This window comes from Sporosarcina sp. FSL K6-1540, from assembly GCF_038620285.1.
Taxonomy (GTDB): Bacteria; Bacillota; Bacilli; order Bacillales_A; family Planococcaceae; genus Sporosarcina; species Sporosarcina psychrophila.
This window is the reverse complement of the sequence record NZ_CP152018.1, coordinates 2958811-2981273: the sequence shown is the minus strand read 5'-3', so window position 1 is coordinate 2981273 and position 22463 is coordinate 2958811. Positions and strand designations below refer to the sequence as shown.

Sequence of the window (22463 nt, the reverse complement as noted above, 5' to 3'; positions counted from 1 at the left end):
AATTATCACTCCAATGCAGCTTTTAAGTCCGAAATGACTTGCTGGATTTGACTGGTTCTTGTCGCATAACTTGCTTTATTAACAATCAATCGTGCACTGACATCTGCAATTGTCTCCAAGACGACTAATCCATTTTCTTTTAGTGTCTTGCCCGATTCAACAATATCAACGATGACATCTGCCATACCAATAAGCGGAGCCAGTTCGATAGAGCCATTCAACTTGATGGTCTCAATACGAATTCCTTTGCTGTCAAAATAGGCTTTTGTCACTGCTGGATACTTTGAAGCAACTGTCAGCAACGCACTACTCGGAAATTGTTTATCCGGAAATCCGGCAACAACCAGCTGGCATTTTCCAATTCCAAGATCCAACAGTTCATAGACATCAACTGGATCTTCCATAATCGTATCTTTACCAACAATTCCGATATCTGCTGCTCCTTTTTCGACATAGGTTGGAACATCAACTGCTTTCACGAAAATGAGTTTCACTTTATTTTCATCATCATAGATAACAAGCTTCCTGCTTTTATCATGATATTCTGAAAAACGGATGCCTGCTTTTTCAAAAAACGCTAACGCTTTATCAGCAGTACGCCCCTTCGCCATGGCGATTGTAAGATGTGTCATTTCAATTCAATCCCCCTACGAGTAATTCCAGTAAAGCCTTTAAGTCCGGAAATGGTGTAACTTTATCTTTATATAGAAATGAATTATTTTCTTTCTCCAAACGTATCGAGTAAACACTCTGTCGTGGATCTGCCTGTTCCTTATGCTCTGAAAATGACAGCACACTATAATTTCGTTCCCGTAATTCATTGGAGATGGCAATGGCTTGTTCCAATTGGCTATCTGCATATGTTATTTTTACATCGATTGGAAAGCGGGATGTAACTTCCCTGCTATCTGTCGCTTTGACTAACGATTCAATTTCACATGCAAACCCAATCGCTGGAAGTCTAGCACCAAACTCGTTTCCTAACTCATCGTAGCGCCCGCCCATTAAAACAGGTTTCCCAAATCTTTCGACATATCCTTGGAAAATAACCCCTGAATAATAACCCATATGATTAATCAATCCCAAATCCATGACGATATACTGTTCTAATCCGTACATTTTCAATATACTGTAAACATCCATTAAGTAATCGAGCGTGTCCTGCATTTTTTCCGTTAAGGCGATCCCTGTTGTCCGTTCACTCACATCAACTGGGTTACCGTATAAAAACGGGATCCGTTCGATTACTTCTCTCACATCATCGTCAATGTTTAGGTTCTGAAGAAAAGGTCCAATTTCTACAACGTTTTTCGCTTGTATCAATGACTTCAATTGATCAATTTGAAGTGAAGTAAGTGGTAAATCCTGGACAAGTTCATTGAAAAATCCAGCGTGCCCTAATTCTATTTTAATATCATTAAATCCTAAATCTTTCATTAAGTGACACGCTAGTGCAATTACTTCTGCATCCGCCTCAGGTGAACTATCGCAAAAATATTCAATGCCTGCTTGTGTGCGTTCGATACTGTCGTTTTTATCAAATGGCTGACGGAACACCTCTTGTACATAAAAATATCTAAGTTCACTTGAAAGGTCCGGGAAATTTTGCACCAGTTCTCTTGTGATTGGAATCGTGACATCGGGTCGCAATACTAATACTTGCCCTGTATGATCGATTACTTTAATCATTTCATTTTGGTTGATTGAGCTTTTTACTTTTGAATATAAATCATATTGTTCAAAAGCCGATGTTTTAATGCGTTTATAGCCATATGTGGTAAAGCGCTTATTGATCGTCTTAATGATTCTTTCAAACTTTTCACTATCACTTAACATTCGTTCAGGATACACTTCGTTTCTAACCATTTCCAACACCCCTTACTTCACTACTTTACTAGACTAAAGTTATTTAGTACTATAAAGGTATACCAACGAAATGTCAACAGGAGGAATGATTATTAATGTTCGATTATCACATGCACAGTTCGTTCTCAGCAGACTGCCCAGTTCCAATGGAAGATATGATTAAGGGAGCGATTCAAAAAGGATTGACTGAAATTTGTTTTACAGAACATATCGACTATGAATATCCCGATGATACAATCGTTTTCGATTTTGATAAAAAGGAGTACGCAAGCAAATTGATAGAAATGCAGAAGAAATATGAAGGGCGTATTCGTATAAAAAAAGGCGTTGAAATCGGTGTACAACCACATATACTGGACAAATACGACGAGCTTATGGCTAAGGAAGTATTCGATTTCGTCATTTGCTCCATGCATACCGTTGAGAAAAAAGGATTACACTACGGAGAATTTTTCGAGCATAAAACCATAGAAGAAGCGTATGGTATTTATTACGCAGAGTTATTATATTGTGTAAAAAACTATAAACAATTTAATATCCTCGGTCATGTTGACCTCGTGAAGAGGTACACAAAAAAACCGTGTGATAACCCTTTCCATACTGAATTGACGGCTATTTTCAACGTTATTATTCCAGAAGGTAAAGGAATTGAATTGAATACTTCTGGTGTCCGCTACGGACTGGCAAACGGCATGCCAAGTGATGATATTTTGAAACTATATAAACAATGCGGAGGCGAAATCATCACACTTGGTTCCGATGCACATAAACCTGAAGACATTGCATTCCAATTCAGTGAATCACTAAAATTATTGCAGTCGATTGGATTCAAGTATATCACTACATTCGATAATGAAAAACCTACTTTTCACGCAATTAGTAATATGATGTGAATTAAGAAAAGCTCCAGCTCCTAGACACTATTCCATGTTGAAAAACTTATACTTTTCTTCACACCGGTTAATTAACCAAAAATAACCTGTAAATAACTTGATCACACACTGGGTGCTGTGCATATAGTTACATTTTGATTGCTTTGGATTGAATGACTTCTATACGATTACCGAGATGCCTGGATGTGTAGGGATGCGACTTTGTCGCATCCCTACACACTTTTTTCGGTAATCGTATGGTGGTTCTTCATCCGCCGCGCTCCAAATGCATAACTACACGTAGTGCTGAAGTTTTTTTGGACGAAAGAATAGCTGGCTTTTTCACTAGAGAAAAGCCGCCAAAGATGCAATTTTGGCGGCTGATGCTTTCTCTATGGTTTTTCTTTTTTATTTTAAAGAAGTGTCACTTTCTATAAGGTATCACATGATTACATACATACTCTTTGCTAAAAGTAAGCAAAAAACACATTGTACAAAGTACTAGAGTGCCCGAAATTGTATCTTCGGGCACTTACAATCTCTGTAGAAAGTCATCTATTCATTTCTTTCAAAGCAGCTGCATTTTTCACTTGAATAGTGTAGGAACGCGACAGGCAATTATTCACAACAGGATTACTGAAAAGAGTGTGGCTAGAAGTGACGGAGTCGCTTCTAACCACACTAGGCCCCCCCTCAGTAAACCTGTCATGAATATTTAGCCGAAAGCGGACCAGAAATGGTCCAGTGAAAATGAAGTTTTCAAGCCCTTTTCACCAGTTTTTTATGCGAATTAATGGTTAATCAACAGACATGACTTTTCTTTTAATCAAACGGTCCAGTACGCCTCTACTAACTAGAGACGGACTGGACCGTTTTTACACACTATTACTCCGCTTGTTTAAATATAGAGATAAAATTAACAACCATTTTTGCAGCTTGTGCACGTGTAGTTGAGCTGCTCGGCATGAATTTTCCTTCGAATCCAGTTGCAACATCTAATTCATGAAGCATTGAAATGGCATTTACTACTTCCGCATTATAGTTTCCGAAATCGGAATAAGGTGCTTTAGTAGAGGCCTTATATGCCTTTCCTGTTACGCTTCCATATGCACGTTCAATCATTAAAGCCAATTGTGCGCGTGTTACTAAATCAGTTGGATTAAAGTTTCCTTTATTCCCTTTAATAATTCCATATTTATAAGCGGCATTGATGTCAGCTTTGGTCTTATCTGCATAATTACCAATATCACCAAATGGGGCTACTTCATCCGTTTTCAAACCTAATGCGCGTACAATTATTGTAGCAGCTTGCACACGTGTTAAGTTTTGATCAGGTTTGAATGTCCCGTCCGGGTAGCCACCAATGATTCCAGCTACGGCTGCATGTTCAATATAATTCTTCAAGCCATGATTGGCGATATCCGAGAATAATATTGGTGTTGGTGTCGATGAATCTGCAACCGTTACACTGATTATTGGATTATGAACACTTTTGTTTCCAGCTTGATCTACTGCCATTACTGAAAAAACATACGTTGTATTTGCAGTAAGATTTTCTACTTTATATGTCGTAATGTCTCCAGCTACAGTTGCTAGTTTTTCTTCACCACTGTATATTTCATAACTCGTTACGGCTACATTATCACTAGCTGGTTGCCAGTTTAATTTCACCGAGTTTGGACCCGGCGCATCGGCGACGAGGCTACCTCCTGTGATCCATGTATTAGCTGGTAGCATGTTCGCCCAAAATTGCTCAGTCACTTTTTTATAGCCTGCTTCACTTAAGTGGATATTTTCCGGATTTGGAAGGTAGGTCTTGTAGTCTGACGCGATTACGTCACCAGTAGGCACGAAGATTGCTTGCGTCCCCACTAGGCCTGTTGTAATGGCTTTATTCAACATATCTAGTAATTGTTTGAGCAATGGTTGCAGGTCTTCCGACATATAAGGAAACGGATTATAGTAACCCATGACATACACTTGCGCATCAGGATTGATTTCATTGATTTGAGCCATAATCGATTTGTAGTTTGTACCTACTTGCTGAAGCGTCGTCAGCGCCATTTTCTGATCAATAATGGCCTTACCTGTCGTCGGATCTTGTTTGAAATGCGGTAAAATATCATTTGCACCGGCGCTAATTGTGATAACTTCTGCATCTTTGATGGATTGTTGAAGTTTAGCTGTCTTCTCTTCAAAGCCAATGCCTTGGATATCCTTTGTGACGTTCAGTTTAATATCATTTAAAACGTCTGTTGTTTTATAGCCTGGATACGAGAATCCTTTGTTATATGTTTTCAAAGCCCCTATCTCCATCATTGACACCGCTAAGAAATCTGCATAGCCCTTCCCTAATTCATTGTTAGGAGTGACACCTGCTGCCAATGAATCACCTATAGCAAGATAATCGATTGGCAGCATCCAAGAAGGAGCACTTGTATCTATTTCAGCTGCTGCAAAACGGTACGGTACAACAATCATTTGGATCATAAGTGCAATTACAAAAAGCATTCGAAATTTGAACTTCGATTTCACCATAACCTTCCTCCTATTTTATGTTTTTGCGAACACCCTACCTCGGTATAACTCCTTGTCACACCACCTTCGCATTTAACCGTGCCAACCAGTACTATTCTTGACTAATTCGACATAGAATACTAGTTTTCCTTCACTGTAATTAGATACCGTCGTTTAGCATTGAAAACACTTTTTTCAGCATGTAGTACTATTTATTCCCACGAAAAGCGAATTCTTATCAACCATCATTAAAAATGGCGGTTGCCCGTTTATAAGTTAAGAAATTATAAGTTTTTCACCAGGCGCCTTGCGCTTTTCTTTGTGTCTAGACTCCAGGCGCCAGCCGCTCTGGTCATAAGCAATCCAGTTACGTGGCAAAGAGCGCCACTTCACTGGATCGACTTATGCCTGTCGCGTCTAAACGGCGCCTTGCGCTTTTCTTATTTCCCTACAATATACGTTTTCACAAGGGCGATACGTTCTCTCACAGTCAATTTTGCTGCCACTACTTTCGGCGTTTTAGCCGACACTCCATCTGACTCGAGTCCAAGGCTAGCCGCAATTTTCCGTGCTCTCGCCAGGTGATAATCACTTGTGATGATTGTGATCGAACTAATTTCAGACGGCAACAACTTTTTCGAGAATAAAATGTTTTCATAAGTGGAAGTAGACGCCGCTTCTAAAATAAGCCGTTCCTCGGCGATGCCATTCTCCGTTAGAAACCGTCTCATCGCTTCCGCTTCGCTAATAGGCTCATCCGGACCTTGCCCGCCTGATAAGATTATCGTCACATGTGGATACTCATTAGCGTACTGTAGCGTAGCATCCAAACGATACTGTAATGATAGCGACAGAGAATCTTTTTTCACTCTAGCACCGAGTACGATTACATAGTCATTCGTGCCATCTGCTGCAGGTTCTAATCCCTCATCCATCCATTTGCCCGTTAGCCACCATAAAAACAGACTAAAAATAGTAAGTGCAATTGCACAAGCTATAGCTATTTTCTTTGATTTTTTCATTACAATCACTCATTTCAACTGTTCTACGAAAATTTTATTCTCCATCAATAAATTCATATAAAACGGATCTTTTCCGATTGCATAAACTCGGTCGCAAACGGTAGTAATTTCGTCCATATCATGAGAAGTGTACATAATCATTTTCCCTTCATTTTTCGCCAACCTATGCAAATATGAACCTATCTCCTTTTTGGATTTCAGATCGATACCAACTGTAGGTTCATCTAACAACAAGAAAGTCGGATCATGGAGCAGGCTGATTGCTAGGTTCAATTTCCTTTTCATACCGCCCGATAACGATTGAACTCCCTCCTTCCAATGCGTCAATTGCATATCCAAACAAAGTTGCCGGCATTCCTCTTTTGTACGTTTTTTCCACGACAGCTGTTCAAAAAAAAGCATATTTTCCTCTACTGTGAGTTCCTCCCAAACCGATATATCTTGAGGGACATAACCGATTAAGCGCCTGATGCCCTTTACATCAGTCATATAAGAAAGTTCATCCAATTGAATATCGCCTTGAGTCGGCTGAATAACTGTCGCCAATAGTTGAAGCAAGGTTGATTTTCCTGCACCATTTTCCCCAACGAGACCAACAATTTCTCCAGGCTTCATTTGAAAAGACACATTTTCTAAAACGGTCTTTTCCTTGTACTTTTTCTGTAGTCCCGTCACGTCAAGCATTTGCCTTCCCTCCTCTATGAATCCAAACAGTGAGCAAAGCAATCATAACGAAAAGCCATGTCAGAGGTATCGTCCCATCCAGTAACGATTGGACCGGACTAAGTTCTTCAATCCACGGCCACTTCCCCTTTAGCCCATCCATCGGTATGATTGACCCACCGACTACAATCAGCAACAACGCAATCCCCAAGCCACTTATATAGTACATAAACAATTGCTTGTAGACGCTTGCGAGTAGAAACGCCAGCAAATTTATCGTCAGCCGGAAAGTAAATAGTGAAATCAGAACTCGAATTGTCCATGCTTCCTGGAATAATGATGAGAAGATGAACGCCGTGACAAGATCCATGAGGAAAATGATAACTGTAAAAAACAGCAATGATAAACATGCATACTTTTTAAAAGAGATTTCAGTGAATAACCAGCGCTGACGCATCGATGGTCGATTTTCTTTTAGCATCCAGTCGAATAGGAAGAATGTCGTGATGATTGCGAAGAATGCCCAAACACCCCATGCTTTCAGTAGCGGTAACGTTTGTTCTTCAGCGGTATTTTCCTTATCATAATAAGAAAAACTCGATCGGAGCAGTGCTTCACTTTTTTCCCTTTCGCGACTACTCTCAATAACTTCTTCGTAACTCCATTCATCTTCCATACCATAATCAGAGAATAATTGTTTGATAACGAAAGCTGCTTTTGAACGGGCTGCATCTTGTTGAGCATAGGACGTAATCGTTTCGACGACAGCTCGATAAGCAAAAGACCGATTGGAAGAGTATGCCTCGATAAGCTGATTTCGCCGGTTTGCCAGTATATGATCTTCATACCCCTTGCGAATAACGAACACACTATCCAACTCATGCTGTTCGAGTTTATGTAGTGCTTCATCTAGGGATATGAACTGGATATGGAGAAGCTCCGTACTCGCGATATCGTCAACTAGACGCGCTGCCATTTCAGTCTGTTCCTCAACGACAAGAGCTATCGGCACTCTAGTCTCCTCTTGCCAAGTCACAACACCTTGCATAATTAGCACTGTCATAACGATTGGCAGAAGCATCCAGCATAAAAGACTTTTCCAGTCCTTCTTCAAACGCATCAAGCGGATAAACACAACATTTTTCATCGAATCCACCTCTCTTTTCCGACTGTTGATAGCCAAAGAAGGAGTAGTCCGATAGTAGCAATGACAGTTAGTGTTATGAAGTTCGCATAGTTTCGCCCTTCCAATACAATATCAATCATCCAATTCAAGCTAACGTATGAAAAGATATACGGTAAAACACCTTGTATCACTTGCGGAAAGTAGAGCGTCGGTATAACTGCACCACTTGTGAAAATTAGTACGAACGTATAGAAACTTTGTAATAAAAGAATGACTTTTCGAGATGAAATCCAGACATCGATTAGCGCTATGCCAACTAAAAACAATAAAGCATTAAGAATAGTAAATAAACCAAACCGGAAATAATCAATAAAGAAAAGTTCAAATCCAACAAACTCACCGATAATGAAAAAGGCTACTGCCGCAACGACAAGGCTATATCCTAAAGAGACCAGAATTCTTGCGAGGATAGGTTGCCACGTAGTTACACCGAACAGTTTCATCCGAATTAGCATCGAGGAATGCTCTTCTTTCCCTAAAATAGTATAGATGGCGAAAAGCCAGACTGACATAGTTATAAACCAGCCGGACAATATGTAATAGTGCGTTGGTGATGACGTCGCCACATTTGTAATCATTTCTTCATCAAGTAGCTTATCTTTTCCAAGTGTGTACAAACTGAAATCCATAAACTGTTGAAACATCATTTCTTGTCGTTCTTCTTTGGGCATATCCGTTTTTTTTGCGTACTCATTGACGGTAAGAATAGTCGACTGAGCTACAGAGATGTAACGCATCATACTTTCCACTAACTCTTTCACAAGAAAACTATCTGTTGGACGCGATGGGTTTCCAACAATAGGAACCGTCACGGATTGACCTTCATACAAATCCTCCGTAAATCCGCTCGGAAATGTAAAATAGGAACTGATTTGGTTTTGCTCCATAAGTTTCACAGCATTTTCTTTCGTTATTGATATGATTTGGATGAACTGATTATCCGAGGCTGTTTCTTCCAGTAGCCCACTAAACAGTATCGTTTCCTGCGTTCTGTCTTCATCAACCAAAGCCACCCGGATTGGTGAATCTTCTTCAGGCAGCAGTAAACCAGCCACCAGGAGCAACAGTGAGCCTATCAAAATAATTGGAAATAGAAAAAGAAGAAGAAGTGTTGCCCACTTCTTCTTCAACTGTTTATTATATTGGCGCATGAAAAATAGTATTCTTCTCATGGATAGCATAATGGTCACTTCCATTCTTAAAACTCGCCTATTTCACCTTGTAAATCCTCCATAAATCCGAACATCCATTCTTGGACTTTCACCGTGATTTCTTCAGTGAATGCATCAAATTCATCCTTATTCATTTTACCAATATTCACTGTGCCCTCTGTTTCTACTGGCATATCTACTTTTTTCACAACTTTTCCTTGTTGCTTTAAAATGAGATTGAACATATCAGCGCCCATTGTTTCTTCACTGAAAGTAAATTCATGATTCGCTTTCATAGAATCGCTTTCGTGTGTAGCACTCCCTTTCCAGATAACGGCTGGATCGACATTTCCATCTGTAAAGCCAAACGAACGAGTAAATGTACGTTTCTTATCTTCCAGTTGTTCTTTTCCTTTATAGATGAACTTCATATCATCCATCGAAAATGTTATGGAATCAGTTGCCTTCTGATCTTTCCAACTTAAATCACCAATAATTTTCACAAAGTTTTCATCACCGAAGGAATCTTCTACCCCCATTGTGAAATCCCACTTTTGACTTGTTTTATCTAGCAATTGAGTTCCATTAATCATTAACGTATCGACATCCGTCTTATCTTCTCCAACACCCATTGCGAATTCACGTTTCACAATTTTGTTTGAATGGTGCCAGATTGTCGATTGCAGTCCGTTAGGAAGTTTAATAGCGTCCACACCTTCAATCGCTTCATCAAGCCCATTTTCAAAATCATCCATTATAGTTGCAAGTTCATTGTCGGAAGTATCCCCAGCAAATGAAGTAAGTGTCAATTGCTCTTTCAGTATAGCTTTAAGTTTTTCATCTGATTTCGCTTTTTTCAATAAATCTTTTAATAACGTTTTAACTTGTTGTTCTGTAAGATCCATCTTGGTTTTTTTAGTTTTTATTTTTTCATCAAACACTGTAAGTTCTTCTTTTGCGCTCGTAAATGCCTCTTCAGGAATCTCTTTAATGAGATACGTGATATATTCGTTTTCGACATATGTACGTGATTCTTCCGTCATCGAAAATCCACCTTCGAATAATTGGGATAGACCAAGATTTTCATTTCCTTCATAATCTGGATCCGTTTCTCTCATTAACTTCCCGAAATCCTTATCGTCGAAGCGAATTAGTTCATCCATGAATGGAAATGAAGCCACTAGTTTCTCAGTTGTCACAAAAACCGAACCGAAGTCCATGTTAACACTGCCTAGTTCTCCCCTAAGATCCATTTCGAGTTCTTTTTTGACCGGATCATAGACTTGTTTACTAGATATTTTAGCACTATTGACAATGCTTTGTACTTCCTGCATTTCATGGTCAACAGACGGATCATTCCATTCGCCGGAAAGATCAAAGTTCGTTTCAACTGGCTTTTCCTCTTGAACTTCCAACCATCTTAGTTCGTTCTTATAACGGTCTTCCAAAATAGTTCCCATTTGTTTAAACGTTTCTGCTTCTGCTAAAAAATATTGTACTTTAGGTGACTTATTCACCAAGAAAAATGCCGACACGCTACCGCCTACAATGACCAATCCAGTTAATAACATAATCATTAATAACTTGGGTGACTTTTTCTTCACAGCTTTCTCTTCCATACTATTCTCCTCCTAAATTCGAATCGTGAACTAGAAATGTTTTGCTAAAGTTGAAGTTTTTTCATATTCACATTTTTTCATACTATCACAGTCTATGTCTTTACTCAAAAATAAGTTGGAAGAATTCACCTTTTCAGAGCAATTGATGATATCCGACTAGTCCCCTCTCTACACCCAAAGAATCATACAGCTCAAAGAACCATCTACCTTTAAAAAGTAGATGGTTCTTTGAATGGATAGCACGTCTGTCATTAACCATTTGTTTGCATAAAATACTGGTGAGTAGGGCCTGGAAAAATCCATTTTCACTGGATCATTTCCGATCCGCTTTCGGCGAAATTATCACGACATATTTACCGTGAGGCGTATGCGCTTTACAAAGGTTTTTAGGAGGCCACTGAAAAAGTCCCAATACTTAGAACTAATTAGATTTCCCGCCAATACCGCTTGGACGCTTTGTGGATGCCTCCCGCGATAAGCCAGAAAGAAGACCGCTTTCAGTCTTATCGCTCCGGCTACCACGAAGTTGCGCCTTCGCTAGATGGTCTATGTGAGAAAGAGCATTTCATTATCTGTGATGAAATCTGCAACCTAGATTGCGTCTTTCTTGAATATAATTATATATGTTGAATCCGGTATATATACTGAGCGAAGGCGCCTTAACAGGGGTAGCCGAAGCCATAAGACTTGCGGCGAAGCTGCTCGGGAGGCATCCGCTAGCGCTGTAGCGGTTCAATGGGATTCATTTATATAGTATCAACTAGTAATCACCTTACAATCTCGACATATACATCTCAAAATCACATTTCTCTCGATAATGAACAACCTAGCGCAGGCGCGGCAAAGGGGTCGCCGAAGCTGTAAGACTGGATGCGAAGCGCTAATCCAGGCTTACAGCCAGAGGCATCCCCAAAGCGCCAAGCGTTCTACAATCCACACCCCGAATAACACCTCTCTTATTATTGAGTGCCACGGCAGATTCAATGGGATTCTTTAATTCAACATATATAGAAAGTTTCAGCACTCTGTGTATTAATGCATTTGAAGCGCGACGGATGAAGGACCACCATACGATCACCGAAAAAATATGTAGGGATGCGACAAAGTCACATCCCTACATATTCAGACATCTCGGTAATCATATAGAAGTCATTCTATCCAAAGTAACTCAAAGTCAACTATACACATAGCTTCCAGTAGGTGATCATGTTACTCACTGGTTACTTTGGTTAATCAACAGAAGTGAATGGATAGTGCTTAATTTTTCACTGTTTGCTTCTTGTTTACCATGCTGTGAACTTCTGTAGGTAATCCCCAAAGCTTGATGAACCCAACCGCTGCAGATTGATCAAAGGAGTCATCAGACGTATACGTTGCAAGATTCATGTCATAAAGTGAATTAGCTGACTTTCTGCCTTCTACAATCGCATGCCCCTTGAACAACTTCACACGCACTGTTCCATTAACGTATTGCTGTGTTTCTTTGATGAACGCTTCTAATGCATCTCTCAGTGGTGAGAACCACAAGCCATTATAAATTAATTCACTCAACTTTTGTGAAATAATTGGTTTGAAATGAGCCAACTCTTTAACAAGTGTCAGATCTTCTAATTCCTTATGTGATTTCAACAATATAATTGCTCCTGGACATTCATACACTTCACGTGATTTGATCCCAACAAGACGGTTTTCTACATGGTCAATTCTTCCTACTCCGTGCTTTCCACCAATATCATTTAGTTTTAGAATCAGTTCACTGAGTGGATATTGCTGACCGTCAATACTGACAGGCACACCTTTTACAAAATCAATTTCAATAACATCTGACGTATCTGGTGCATTTTCAATTGAAACTGTAAGACCGAATGCATCTTCAGGTGGTGCTGCCCAAGGATCTTCCAAAATTCCACACTCATTAGCACGTCCCCATAAGTTTTGATCGACAGAATATGGGCTTTCTAAATCGATTGGAATCGGGATATTCTTCTCTTTTGCGTAAGCAATTTCTTCTTCACGCGACCAACTCCACTCACGGACAGGGGCAATAACTTCCAATGATGGATCCAATGCTTTAATTGCCACTTCGAAACGTACTTGGTCATTCCCTTTTCCAGTACAGCCGTGTGCAACTGCAGTAGCATTTTCTTTATGAGCCACTTCAACAAGTTTTTTCGAAATAAGCGGACGTGATAGTGCCGATACAAGTGGATATTTGTTTTCATAATAAGTTTGAGCTTGGAGTGAGAGCAACGCATACTCCTGTGCGAATTCCTCTTTCGCATCAATGACATAACTATTTACAGCTCCAACCTGCAACGCTTTCGCCTGGATGAAGTCCAAGTCTTTTCCTTCTCCGACATCAAGACAAACTGCAACTACATCATATCCTTGTTCTGTTAGCCACTGTACTGCCACAGATGTATCTAGTCCACCTGAATATGCTAAAACTACTTTTTTCTTACTCATAATTAAAATCCCCTTCCATTCATTCATCTAGTTGTATGTTTATGCAACACTTCGTATTTTTATAATAACATATTTTCAATTTTACACAATAGTTTTGTTGAAATTTTTCCGAAATAAAAAAGAGTACACAATTTTCAGCTTGTGTACTCTTTTTATGGGACTGTCATAAGCTTAACTAAGACCATGGGCTACCATTGCATCTGCTACTTTTAAAAATCCTGCAATATTCGCTCCGACTACGAGGTTACCGGGATGTCCATATGCTTCTGCCGCATCCAAACAGCTCGTATAGATATTTTTCATGACCGTCTGAAGTCTTTCATCAACCTCTTCAACTGTCCAAGAAAGACGCATACTATTTTGGGACATTTCCATCGCTGATACCGCAACACCACCTGCATTCGCAGCTTTTGCTGGACCGAATAAAGTTTTATGCTCGTGGAAAACTGCCATCGCTTCCAACGTACAAGGCATATTCGCACCTTCTCCGACTGCAATTACACCATTCGCAATCAGTATACGGGCAGCTATCTCATCAATTTCATTTTGCGTCGCACAAGGAAGTGCAATGTCACATGGAATTGACCAGATTGCAGAACAGTCCTCAAAATACTTTGCTTCCGGATGTTCTTTGACGTATTCCGAAATTCGTTTGTTCTCAACCTCTTTCAAACGCTTGATTGTATCTAGGTCGATTCCATTTTCATCATAAATATAACCGTCTGAATCACTACAAGCCAGTACAGTAGCGCCTAACTGCATTGCTTTTTCAATTGCATAAGTGGAAACGTTACCCGACCCTGAAACAACAACTTTTTTACCTTCAAAACTTAAACCTGCTTCTTTTAACATCTCTTCAACAAAGTAGACTGTTCCATACCCTGTCGCCTCTTTGCGACCAAGGCTACCACCATGTTTTGGATCTTTCCCAGTAAACACGCCTGCTTCATAACCGCCTTTCAAGCGATTATACTGACCAAACATATAACCTATTTCTCTCTTACCTACTCCAATATCACCTGCTGGAACGTCGGTATCAGGACCGATATATCTGCTCAACTCCGTGATGAAGCTTTGAGTGAAACGCATAATTTCACGGTCTGATTTCCCCTTCGGATCAAAGTCAGAACCACCTTTACCCGCACCAATTGGCTGGCCTGTTAACGCATTTTTAAATATCTGTTCAAATGCGAGAAACTTCATAATGCTGCTGTTTACAGAAGGATGGAATCGGATACCGCCTTTATACGGTCCGAGATCACTATTGAACTGGACACGAAAACCACGATTTACATGTACTTTACCTTGATCATCTTCCCATGCAACCCGAAAAATGATGATGCGTTCCGGTTCCGTAATACGCTCTAAAATGCCGTTTGTTATATAATCGGGATGCTTGGAAAAGACAGGTCGAAGCGAATCGAAAATTTCTCTAGTTGCTTGTAAGAACTCTTTTTCATCTGGATTTCTTTTCTTGATCAATTCATAGACTTCATGGACGTAATCATTCGCTCTTTTTTTATTATCATTGTAAGTTTCATTCAACTTCGTCAATTTTCACTCATCCCTTTCTTGCTTTAAGTTAAAGGTGGAAGCTATTAAATCCCTACTTCCACTACTAAATGATAGTTCAAACTCATGTTACCATTTTTAGTATTATCGCTGAAAAAATGAATATATACAACTTTTTTCTAGTGTCGAATAAGTAATTATACAACATTATGTCCTATTTATGTATGGAAAATAAAATTATTTACTTTTTTCCGAAGAGAGAGTATTATTTAGTTATTCAAATAACGATTGATGAAGCATATACTTATCAGTGTAGCTGTCAATAGCTATTAGAAAATTACAACTAGGAGAAAGAAGGTTAGGACAATGAAATTTAAAAAGATTCTCCGTACATTTATCGGTGCGAACGTAATGCTATTAATGACTTTCGTTTTCCTACCTGTTTTACTTTTCAATCCGGATGTAGAGTTTCTGACGAGTTTCATCAATTATATCAATAAAGAGTAATTAATCTTAAAAAATGAACCGCGAGTGCTTAAGCACAGCGGTTCTTTTTTTTAAGTAATTTTTCGTATGGCGAAATTGTCTTCCAACAGCAACCAGTTTTGTGGAAAAGCTAAACCAAGTTTCCAATACATAATCCCGCGTAAGTTGAACTGTTTGATCAAGTCAAATTTAGCTTGAATACTACGTGCATCTTCAAACCAAACTACATGACGTACTCCTGTATCATCCGTGTACTCGAAATTGGGTGCCTGCGCTACATAGTCGTATTCGATATCAACTTCTCGATCTGTCGCAATCAAAATTGCCTGTTGAGGGCTTATCGCTCTGGCAGCAGATCCACCTTGACTCGGATATGGTGTAGACCAATCATAACCGTATAGATTTTGGCCCAAGAATATTTTCTCGCTCGGAATTTGACTGACAGCATACTCGACTACATTCCGAACAGGACCTATTGGACTGACAGCTTGCGGGTCGCTGTATGTGTAGCCCCACTCATACGTCATAAGAGAAACAAAATCCACAATCTCTCCATGCGCACGATAGTCATGTGCCCCGTAAATCCCAGTTCTAACATCACTTGTCATGGGTGCAAGTGCGGTCGATATTGTGAAACCGGCTTGATGGAATCGATCTCTAGCATTTCGCAGAAAACTATTATAAAGTTCACGATCTTCTGGATGTAATAACTCAAAATCAAAATGTATGTCCTTATAACCAATTTCATTAGCCACTTGAATGAGATTGCCGAACAACCGATTTTGTGCTGCCTGATCCGTAAATAATACATGAGCAAGATCTGCATTAAATGCAAAGTTCTCCAAATTACTTACTACAAGTGCATTCGCCGCCCCTGCAGCACTCGCTATATTCGGTATATCATCAATCGAAGGTGCTTTCAATGACCCATCCCGCTGCGCTTCGTAACTGAACATGGCTAAGTACGTTAGTGCATCGACTCTTTGTCTAACTTCATCAATCATTACTTCGGTTACTGGAGTCCTTGGCTCCACATAGAGTAATGACTCAGCCGTTTTTTTCGGTCGCGCTGGAATGTAAAGACGTTGTCCCACACGTAAGTTCTGGGATGGAGATAGTCGATTAATTGTTGCGAGCTCATTGACTGTCAAACCGTACATTTGTGCGATGACATAAAGCGACTGACCTGGCTGAACCCAGTGATAGCTGCCTGTAATTGGTATGACTAACGCTTGGCCTACAACGATACGTGATGGATCTGGTAGTTCATTTGCTTGTGCAATTTCTTGATAATTGATGCCATAAGCTTGGGCAATTCCATATAAACTTTGACCATTTTGAACCACATGAATCTGCATACCTATCATCTGCCTTTCATAAATAAAAATGTCCTCTACTCTAGACTATTTTAGTTAGAAGGAGATTATGCTTATATTGTTTTCATTTCACAATTTCCACGCATAGTTTTCACACGATCATCCATACTATGGTTGATGAAAATCAACAACCATAAAGGAGGAATTTATACAGTGACGCAAAATCCATTCGGTCAATCGAACGATCAAACTCACGAAAACATGCATACGGGAAGCGTTCCGCAACAGCTGAATCATGGTGGTCATGAATTATTTGACGTCCACGAGGCATTATCTGGGACTGTCGCATGTCTGAACCAAGCAATGCTATTACGAACACATGTGAAAGATCCCGAGTTACTTGACATTTTGGATCGCCAATACCGCTTTGCTTTAGATGAATATAACATTACAGTTGAATGTTTCAAAACTGGACAAAATCCTTCGCATCCTACAGGAAGGTATGAGATGAAACAAGGTAATGACTTCGTATATGGTATGAAACCGTCTCAACCGAAAAAACCGATGCAGTCCGTGGCAGACATATCGGATGAAATCATTTCAGGCTTTTTACTAGGCTCCGCAAAGGCTGGAGCATCGATGAAAACGATGGCTGCAACCGAAACATGTAACCCCGTTGTTCGTCGCGTACTTGCTGACTCTGTACCTAACTGTATAGAAATGGCTTATGAACTGGCGATTTACCAAAACAAACATCATTATTACCAAGTGCCACAGCTTGCCGCACAAGATATGCAACAATTATTGAATTCGTTCGCCTCTTCACAAGGTCAACCCGGAATGCCAAATAACACGCTTCAATAATCAAAAAAATCAGGTGCACACTAGAATTCTAGTATGCACCTGATTTTCTTATTAACACCCACTAATTGCAATGCCTGCAAGTCATTTTAAAATCGAGTTGACGATATGTTTTGGTGAATTTTCAAAGAAGGATAAGTAATGCATCGGATGACTTTTGGGAAATAGTTTTTTTCTTATTGCATGCGAAGTCATTCCTTGATTATTGAGCGATTGAACTTCTTGTTGTACGCCCTCCAAATAATCCAACTTTTTCTCAATCGCCTGTCTACCTCTAACTTTTACCCCTGCATGGGAGCAAATATACGTTTCAAAATCATACGTCAATATTTTCTTTAATGATGTAATAATTTCCGGAACAGATTCAAAGGCAAACAAACTTTTCGGAGTCGATTGTATATACAGATCACCGCCAAACATCCAACCTTTTTCCTGATTAAACAACGCAACATGATCATGTGCGTGACCAGGTGTATGAATGACATCCCAATTGTAGTTATCTGTTGTAATCGTGTCATTCAATTCAATCGGTTGGAACGGTTCTCTATCTCCCCAAAAACTTTACGATAAAAAGGCAACTTTGTACGATTTTCACAGTCTTTAATTCCCGATTCATGAATGTAAATCGGGAATTCCGTATTTTCTTGAAGCCAATACGCCAATCCCGTATGATCTTCGTGGTGGTGCGTTAAGATCACTTTCGTTATATCCCACTGTTCAAACAAAGGTATGAGTTTTGCTTTCATTTTAGCTGGTCCAGTATCAATTAATAACCCGTCTATCATAAAGACGGAAACAGTCAATTTTTGCTTACCAAATGAAAGAACCATCTCAGCTTGTTGTAAATCATCATAAGATATAATTTTCATGAACACACCAACCGATCATTTTGACTTCGAAATTAGTGAAGATGGCACATCCGCTTTGAAACGGACGAGTTCTCCAGTACGCGGATGTAAAAGTGCCAATGCCGTAGCATGAAGGCCAATCCGTTTAATCGGGTTAACGCTAGATCCGTACTTTTTATCGCCAACAATTGGGTGACCAATGTCTTCCATATGAACGCGAATCTGATTTTTACGACCTGTTTCCAGTTGAACTTCAAGTAACGAGTAGTTACTATTCGACTGGAGCTTTTTGTAATGTGTTACAGCATGTTGCCCACCATTATCAGTTGGATTTGAGTATACTTTGAATGTTTTACTTTCCTTAAGCCATGATGAAATCGTACCTTCTTTTTTTCTAACAGCACCCTCAACAAGTGCCGTATACGTACGTTCTTTCACGACTTCATTCCAAGCAGCTTGCATTCCATTTTTCACTTCTTCATTTTTCGCGAACAACATCACACCCGATGTATCTCTATCAAGGCGGTGAACGACATAAACCCGGTTTCTTGGATTGGTTTCTTTTACATAGTCCATTAGCTGTCTGTAAGCGGTCATGTCTTCCGGATTTTTTGAAGCGACTGATAGCAGACCTGCTTCTTTATTAATAACAATGATATCGTCATCTTCATGCAAGATAGTGACACCGACCAACGTCTCCTCTTTCATCGCCGCTCGATTTTTAAGGATTTCAACATGTTGTCCAGCCTGAAGTGGATGATTATGTTGCGTTACCATCTTGCCATTCACCGTGACCTGTCCACGTGTCAGTATAGATTTCACCGAGTTGCGGCTACTTTTAGACATCATTTCCAATAGAAAGGGTAATAACTCCATGGGTTCTTTCACTGTATAAACGGATGTATCTTCTTTTCTGCTTGCTGAATTCTTATGATTTTTTTTCATAATTAATAAACTCCTCGCTCTCACTTCTTATTATCCTCAAATTGCCTCTACATTACAAACGCTGTATGATAAAATCAAGGAATTAATTACAAATAGCAGGAAAAAGGGGATTTTTATGCGAGTTGCGATATTCGATTTTGATGGAACACTGTATTCAGATGAAACTTTTCAACTACTAATGAACCATTTAAGATACCACCCCGTCCATCATCCAAACTACAAACGATTTTATCGGGCCATCCTTCCACCTTATATCGGACACAAGTTAAAACTGGTTCCAGAAGCCAAGATGAAAGAACGTTCTATGCAAATCTACTTGAATGCGCTTGGGCAAATGTCCATTACAGAATTAGATACCTATTTCGGGGAATTGACCGATCGGGTACGAGAAGGTTTTAATCCTGAAGTCATCACACGTTTAAAAGAGCATGCTGCTGAAAACATACATATAATGCTTGTTTCTGGTGCCTACACGTCCCTTTTGCAATCCGTCACAAAGGAGTTGCAGTTCGACACCATCATCGGTACCGAAATTCCTATGAAGGAGGGCAAAACCGATAAGCGGGCGCCAATCTATCATATACAAGGTCCTCGAAAAAACGAGAAGATTCAAGAAGTACTACAAGGAAAAGAAATCGACTGGCAAAATAGTTTCGCCTACGGAGATAGTTTTTCCGATTTGTCTGTTCTAGAACTTGTCGGGAACCCAGTCGCCGTTCGACCTGAACCCCGCTTAAAAGCTATAGCTAAAGAACGTGAATGGGAAATAATTTGAGTAAGGAAAAGCGCAAGACGCCGTTTTAGCCCCGACAAGCGCTGGAGGAATTGATGGTAAAGGCGCTCTTTGCCTTTACCATCAATTCTGAAGCGACTCGAGGGGCTGGCGTCTGAAGTCTAGACACCAATCCATGTAGATAAACTTATACTTTCTTACCTTGTATCAAAAGCGCGAAACACCTATTTTCTAAATAGGTTAAACAGATGACTGCTTACTTTTTTGATAAAACACTAGTTACTCTATGTACAGGTGCTTCGGATTGCATTGAACTGAACGACTACTATACAATCATCAGAATTTCTTGCTGCGTAGGATGCGACTTTGTCGCGTCCTACGCAGCTTTTTCGTTAATCAACAGACGTGATAATATGTATACTTTTCCTCCCTCTTCGCTCGATTTCTCACTTGATTGAAGTCTATATATGTTGAACAAATGAATACGGCGTATGCGCTTTACAAGGGCTTTTGGGAGGCCACTGAAAAAGCCCTTGTAATTGGAATGAATTAGAATTCCCCCTAATACCGCTTCGACGCTTTGTGGATGCCTCCCGCGATAAGCCAGAAAGAAGACCACTTTCAGTCTTATCGCTCCGGCTACCACGAAGACGCGCCTTCGCTAGATGGTCTATGTAAGAAAGCGCATTTCATTTTCAGGGATGAAATCTGCAACCTGGAGTGCATCTTTCTTGACTATAAGTAGTATCAACTAGTAATCACATTATAATCTCAGCATATACATCTCAAAATCACATTTCTCTCGGTAATGAACACCCTAGTGCAGGCGCGGCAAAGGGGTCGCCGAAGCCGTAAGACTGGATGCGAAGCGCTAATCCCGGCTTACGGCGGAAGGTATCCCTAAAGCACTAAGCGTTCTACAATCCACACCCCGAATTACAACTCTCTCATTATTGAGCACCACAGTAGATTCAATGGGAATCTTTAATTCAATATATATAGTGAATTTGTTATTTTGAGCGTATTACTGATTTTCATCAAAATAAAATATATTAATCTTAAACGTTGCAACAAAGCTAATGTAAGCGCTACATTTCCTTAATTATCTAACTGTGTTGAATTTTCTGACTTGTGTTTTTTTCGAGTTCATGGTAAAAATTTATAACAACAGTTAAAAAATACGAAGTGGAATGGGGTATATTTAATGACGAGTCGTTATCAATCTTCTTTAGAAATGCATCGTATTCATACAGGCAAAATGGAAACTGTATCGAAGGTCCCGCTTGAAAACAGTGTAGATCTCAGCCTAGCTTATTCTCCAGGAGTAGCAGATCCGTGTTTAGAAATCGCAAAAAACCCCTATGCGGTATACGACTATACAATCAAAGGGAATCTAGTGGCAGTAATTACAGATGGAACTGCCGTGTTAGGCTTAGGTGATATAGGACCCGAAGCAGCACTTCCGGTAATGGAAGGGAAAGCGATGCTGTTAAAGAGATATGCTAACATTGACTCGTTTCCAATCTGTCTAGGTACTAAAGATGTTGATATCATCGTTCAAACAATTAAAGCCATCAGCCCGACATTCGGCGGGATCAATTTGGAAGATATATCCGCTCCGCGCTGCTTTGAAATTGAAAAAAGATTACGTGAAGAGTGCGATATCCCTGTGTTCCATGATGATCAGCATGGTACTGCAATCGTTGTTGGTGCGGGTTTATTAAATGCTCTAAAGGTAGTTAATAAAAGTATGGAGACAGTTAAAATAGTGATCAATGGTGCCGGTGCTGCAGGTATTGCAATAGTGAAACATCTCAAGAATATTGGATTTGAGCAGATTGTCATCTGTGATTCAAAAGGCATTATTTACAAAGGTCGCCCCAATGGCATGAATGCCACTAAAGATGAAATTGCTGAGATTACAAATCCTAACGACTTAACAGGCTCGTTACAAATTGCTATGACGGATGCTGACATATTCATAGGTGTTTCTGCTGCTAATTTATTGACGAAGGAACTTATCGACTCCATGAGCATCGACCCGATTGTCTTTGCTTTGGCCAATCCAGACCCTGAAATCGCGCCTGCTTTGGCAAAAGCATATGGAGTTCGCATCATAGCGACCGGCAGATCCGATTATCCAAATCAAGTGAACAATGTGCTCGCGTTTCCTGGTATTTTCCGAGGGGCACTGGATGTCCGGGCAACAGAAATAAATGAAAGCATGAAGCTGGCTGCGACTTATGCTATTGCATCATTGATCAATGAATCCGAATTACGCGATGATTATATTGTTCCTGATCCTTTTGATGAAAGAGTTGTAAAAGCCGTTACACAGGCGGTAAGTAAAGCAGCAATTGAGTCGGGAGTATCTGCTCTTATGTGTGCTGTCCACTAATT

The 22463-nt window shown here is 39.9% G+C and carries 20 protein-coding genes; 5 read left to right on the top strand and 15 right to left on the bottom strand.

What is annotated here, in order from left to right; all coding sequences use genetic code 11:
• Positions 1 to 5: 5 nt before the first annotated feature.
• The gene (gene hisG / locus MKY15_RS14100) at positions 6 to 632 is read right to left on the bottom strand and encodes an ATP phosphoribosyltransferase (protein ID WP_187047147.1); all 627 of its coding nucleotides are present in this window, start codon (positions 630 to 632) and stop codon (positions 6 to 8) included.
• 1 nt (position 633) lies between these two features.
• Positions 634 to 1866, bottom strand: a complete 1233-nt coding sequence (gene hisZ, locus MKY15_RS14095) for an ATP phosphoribosyltransferase regulatory subunit (RefSeq protein ID WP_342537815.1) — start codon at positions 1864 to 1866, stop codon at positions 634 to 636.
• A 95-nt stretch (positions 1867 to 1961) separates the two neighbouring features.
• Between hisZ and MKY15_RS14090 the strand changes: the two genes are divergently transcribed.
• A complete protein-coding gene (locus MKY15_RS14090; protein WP_342537814.1) occupies positions 1962 to 2759 on the top strand; it encodes a histidinol-phosphatase HisJ family protein in 798 nt (265 codons plus the stop codon).
• Positions 2760 to 3289: 530 nt separating this feature from the next.
• On the opposite strand, the gene MKY15_RS14085 is transcribed toward MKY15_RS14090, so the two are convergent.
• The 9 genes from MKY15_RS14085 to gdhA form a co-directional block, all read right to left on the bottom strand.
• Positions 3290 to 3418, bottom strand: coding sequence for a hypothetical protein (locus MKY15_RS14085; RefSeq protein WP_342537813.1), 129 nt, complete (start codon positions 3416 to 3418; stop codon positions 3290 to 3292).
• A gap of 205 nt (positions 3419 to 3623) precedes the next feature.
• Positions 3624 to 5276, bottom strand: a complete 1653-nt coding sequence (locus tag MKY15_RS14080) for an S-layer homology domain-containing protein (protein WP_342537812.1) — start codon at positions 5274 to 5276, stop codon at positions 3624 to 3626.
• A gap of 419 nt (positions 5277 to 5695) precedes the next feature.
• Positions 5696 to 6277 (bottom strand): YdcF family protein, encoded by a 582-nt coding sequence (locus MKY15_RS14075; RefSeq protein WP_187047144.1) that lies wholly within the window; start codon positions 6275 to 6277, stop codon positions 5696 to 5698.
• A gap of 9 nt (positions 6278 to 6286) precedes the next feature.
• Complete coding sequence (locus MKY15_RS14070) at positions 6287 to 6961, bottom strand: ABC transporter ATP-binding protein (RefSeq protein WP_340741712.1); 675 nt, start codon at positions 6959 to 6961, stop codon at positions 6287 to 6289.
• Complete coding sequence (locus MKY15_RS14065; RefSeq protein ID WP_340741711.1) at positions 6954 to 8087, bottom strand: ABC transporter permease; 1134 nt, start codon at positions 8085 to 8087, stop codon at positions 6954 to 6956. Before MKY15_RS14065 ends, MKY15_RS14070 begins: the two co-directional genes overlap by 8 nt.
• Positions 8084 to 9322, bottom strand: coding sequence for an ABC transporter permease (locus MKY15_RS14060; protein WP_342537811.1), 1239 nt, complete (start codon positions 9320 to 9322; stop codon positions 8084 to 8086). The genes MKY15_RS14065 and MKY15_RS14060 overlap by 4 nt, the downstream gene beginning before the upstream one ends.
• A 2-nt stretch (positions 9323 to 9324) precedes the next feature.
• Positions 9325 to 10896, bottom strand: a complete 1572-nt coding sequence (locus MKY15_RS14055; RefSeq protein WP_342537810.1) for a DUF6583 family protein — start codon at positions 10894 to 10896, stop codon at positions 9325 to 9327.
• 1257 nt (positions 10897 to 12153) lie between these two features.
• Positions 12154 to 13365, bottom strand: a complete 1212-nt coding sequence (locus MKY15_RS14050) for an argininosuccinate synthase (RefSeq protein ID WP_156476149.1) — start codon at positions 13363 to 13365, stop codon at positions 12154 to 12156.
• A 168-nt stretch (positions 13366 to 13533) separates the two neighbouring features.
• Positions 13534 to 14916, bottom strand: a complete 1383-nt coding sequence (gene gdhA / locus MKY15_RS14045) for an NADP-specific glutamate dehydrogenase (protein ID WP_067207053.1) — start codon at positions 14914 to 14916, stop codon at positions 13534 to 13536.
• A gap of 324 nt (positions 14917 to 15240) precedes the next feature.
• On the opposite strand from gdhA, the gene MKY15_RS14040 reads away from it, so the two are divergent.
• Positions 15241 to 15381 (top strand): hypothetical protein, encoded by a 141-nt coding sequence (locus MKY15_RS14040; RefSeq protein ID WP_187047139.1) that lies wholly within the window; start codon positions 15241 to 15243, stop codon positions 15379 to 15381.
• A 50-nt stretch (positions 15382 to 15431) separates the two neighbouring features.
• Here MKY15_RS14040 and MKY15_RS14035 read toward each other — a convergent pair whose 3' ends face one another.
• A complete protein-coding gene (locus tag MKY15_RS14035; RefSeq protein ID WP_067213876.1) occupies positions 15432 to 16718 on the bottom strand; it encodes a glycoside hydrolase family 18 protein in 1287 nt (428 codons plus the stop codon).
• A gap of 219 nt (positions 16719 to 16937) precedes the next feature.
• On the opposite strand from MKY15_RS14035, the gene MKY15_RS14030 reads away from it, so the two are divergent.
• The gene (locus MKY15_RS14030; protein WP_067213875.1) at positions 16938 to 17540 is read left to right on the top strand and encodes a spore coat protein; all 603 of its coding nucleotides are present in this window, start codon (positions 16938 to 16940) and stop codon (positions 17538 to 17540) included.
• 81 nt (positions 17541 to 17621) lie between these two features.
• Here the strand turns inward: MKY15_RS14030 and MKY15_RS14025 are convergent, their stop codons facing one another.
• Genes MKY15_RS14025 through MKY15_RS14015 form a run of 3 tightly spaced genes read right to left on the bottom strand, consistent with a single transcriptional unit; the run spans position 17622 to position 19330 of the window.
• Positions 17622 to 18059, bottom strand: coding sequence for a hypothetical protein (locus MKY15_RS14025; protein WP_342537808.1), 438 nt, complete (start codon positions 18057 to 18059; stop codon positions 17622 to 17624).
• Complete coding sequence (locus MKY15_RS14020; protein WP_342537807.1) at positions 18056 to 18406, bottom strand: MBL fold metallo-hydrolase; 351 nt, start codon at positions 18404 to 18406, stop codon at positions 18056 to 18058. Before MKY15_RS14020 ends, MKY15_RS14025 begins: the two co-directional genes overlap by 4 nt.
• Positions 18407 to 18421: 15 nt before the next feature.
• The gene (locus MKY15_RS14015) at positions 18422 to 19330 is read right to left on the bottom strand and encodes an RluA family pseudouridine synthase (RefSeq protein WP_187047138.1); all 909 of its coding nucleotides are present in this window, start codon (positions 19328 to 19330) and stop codon (positions 18422 to 18424) included.
• A 115-nt stretch (positions 19331 to 19445) separates the two neighbouring features.
• Between MKY15_RS14015 and MKY15_RS14010 the strand changes: the two genes are divergently transcribed.
• Positions 19446 to 20105 carry an HAD-IB family hydrolase gene (locus MKY15_RS14010; protein ID WP_342537806.1) on the top strand — a complete coding sequence of 220 codons (660 nt, stop codon included), beginning with the start codon at positions 19446 to 19448 and terminating at the stop codon, positions 20103 to 20105.
• Positions 20106 to 21267: 1162 nt separating this feature from the next.
• The gene (locus MKY15_RS14005; RefSeq protein ID WP_067207040.1) at positions 21268 to 22461 is read left to right on the top strand and encodes a malic enzyme-like NAD(P)-binding protein; all 1194 of its coding nucleotides are present in this window, start codon (positions 21268 to 21270) and stop codon (positions 22459 to 22461) included.
• The last annotated feature ends 2 nt before the right edge of the window (positions 22462 to 22463 follow it).

Bases quoted from the DNA above. Each gene is read 5' to 3' on its own strand.
- hisG (WP_187047147.1), bottom strand. From the start codon at position 632: ATGACACATCTTACAATCGCCATGGCGAAGGGGCGTACTGCTGATAAA.
- hisZ (WP_342537815.1), bottom strand. From the start codon at position 1,866: ATGGTTAGAAACGAAGTGTATCCTGAACGAATGTTAAGTGATAGTGAA.
- MKY15_RS14090 (WP_342537814.1), top strand. From the start codon at position 1,962: ATGTTCGATTATCACATGCACAGTTCGTTCTCAGCAGACTGCCCAGTT.
- MKY15_RS14080 (WP_342537812.1), bottom strand. From the start codon at position 5,276: ATGGTGAAATCGAAGTTCAAATTTCGAATGCTTTTTGTAATTGCACTT.
- MKY15_RS14075 (WP_187047144.1), bottom strand. From the start codon at position 6,277: ATGAAAAAATCAAAGAAAATAGCTATAGCTTGTGCAATTGCACTTACT.
- MKY15_RS14070 (WP_340741712.1), bottom strand. From the start codon at position 6,961: ATGCTTGACGTGACGGGACTACAGAAAAAGTACAAGGAAAAGACCGTT.
- MKY15_RS14065 (WP_340741711.1), bottom strand. From the start codon at position 8,087: ATGAAAAATGTTGTGTTTATCCGCTTGATGCGTTTGAAGAAGGACTGG.
- MKY15_RS14060 (WP_342537811.1), bottom strand. From the start codon at position 9,322: ATGGAAGTGACCATTATGCTATCCATGAGAAGAATACTATTTTTCATG.
- MKY15_RS14055 (WP_342537810.1), bottom strand. From the start codon at position 10,896: ATGGAAGAGAAAGCTGTGAAGAAAAAGTCACCCAAGTTATTAATGATT.
- MKY15_RS14040 (WP_187047139.1), top strand. From the start codon at position 15,241: ATGAAATTTAAAAAGATTCTCCGTACATTTATCGGTGCGAACGTAATG.
- MKY15_RS14035 (WP_067213876.1), bottom strand. From the start codon at position 16,718: ATGCAGATTCATGTGGTTCAAAATGGTCAAAGTTTATATGGAATTGCC.
- MKY15_RS14030 (WP_067213875.1), top strand. From the start codon at position 16,938: ATGCATACGGGAAGCGTTCCGCAACAGCTGAATCATGGTGGTCATGAA.
- MKY15_RS14020 (WP_342537807.1), bottom strand. From the start codon at position 18,406: ATGAAAATTATATCTTATGATGATTTACAACAAGCTGAGATGGTTCTT.
- MKY15_RS14015 (WP_187047138.1), bottom strand. From the start codon at position 19,330: ATGAAAAAAAATCATAAGAATTCAGCAAGCAGAAAAGAAGATACATCC.
- MKY15_RS14010 (WP_342537806.1), top strand. From the start codon at position 19,446: ATGCGAGTTGCGATATTCGATTTTGATGGAACACTGTATTCAGATGAA.
- MKY15_RS14005 (WP_067207040.1), top strand. From the start codon at position 21,268: ATGACGAGTCGTTATCAATCTTCTTTAGAAATGCATCGTATTCATACA.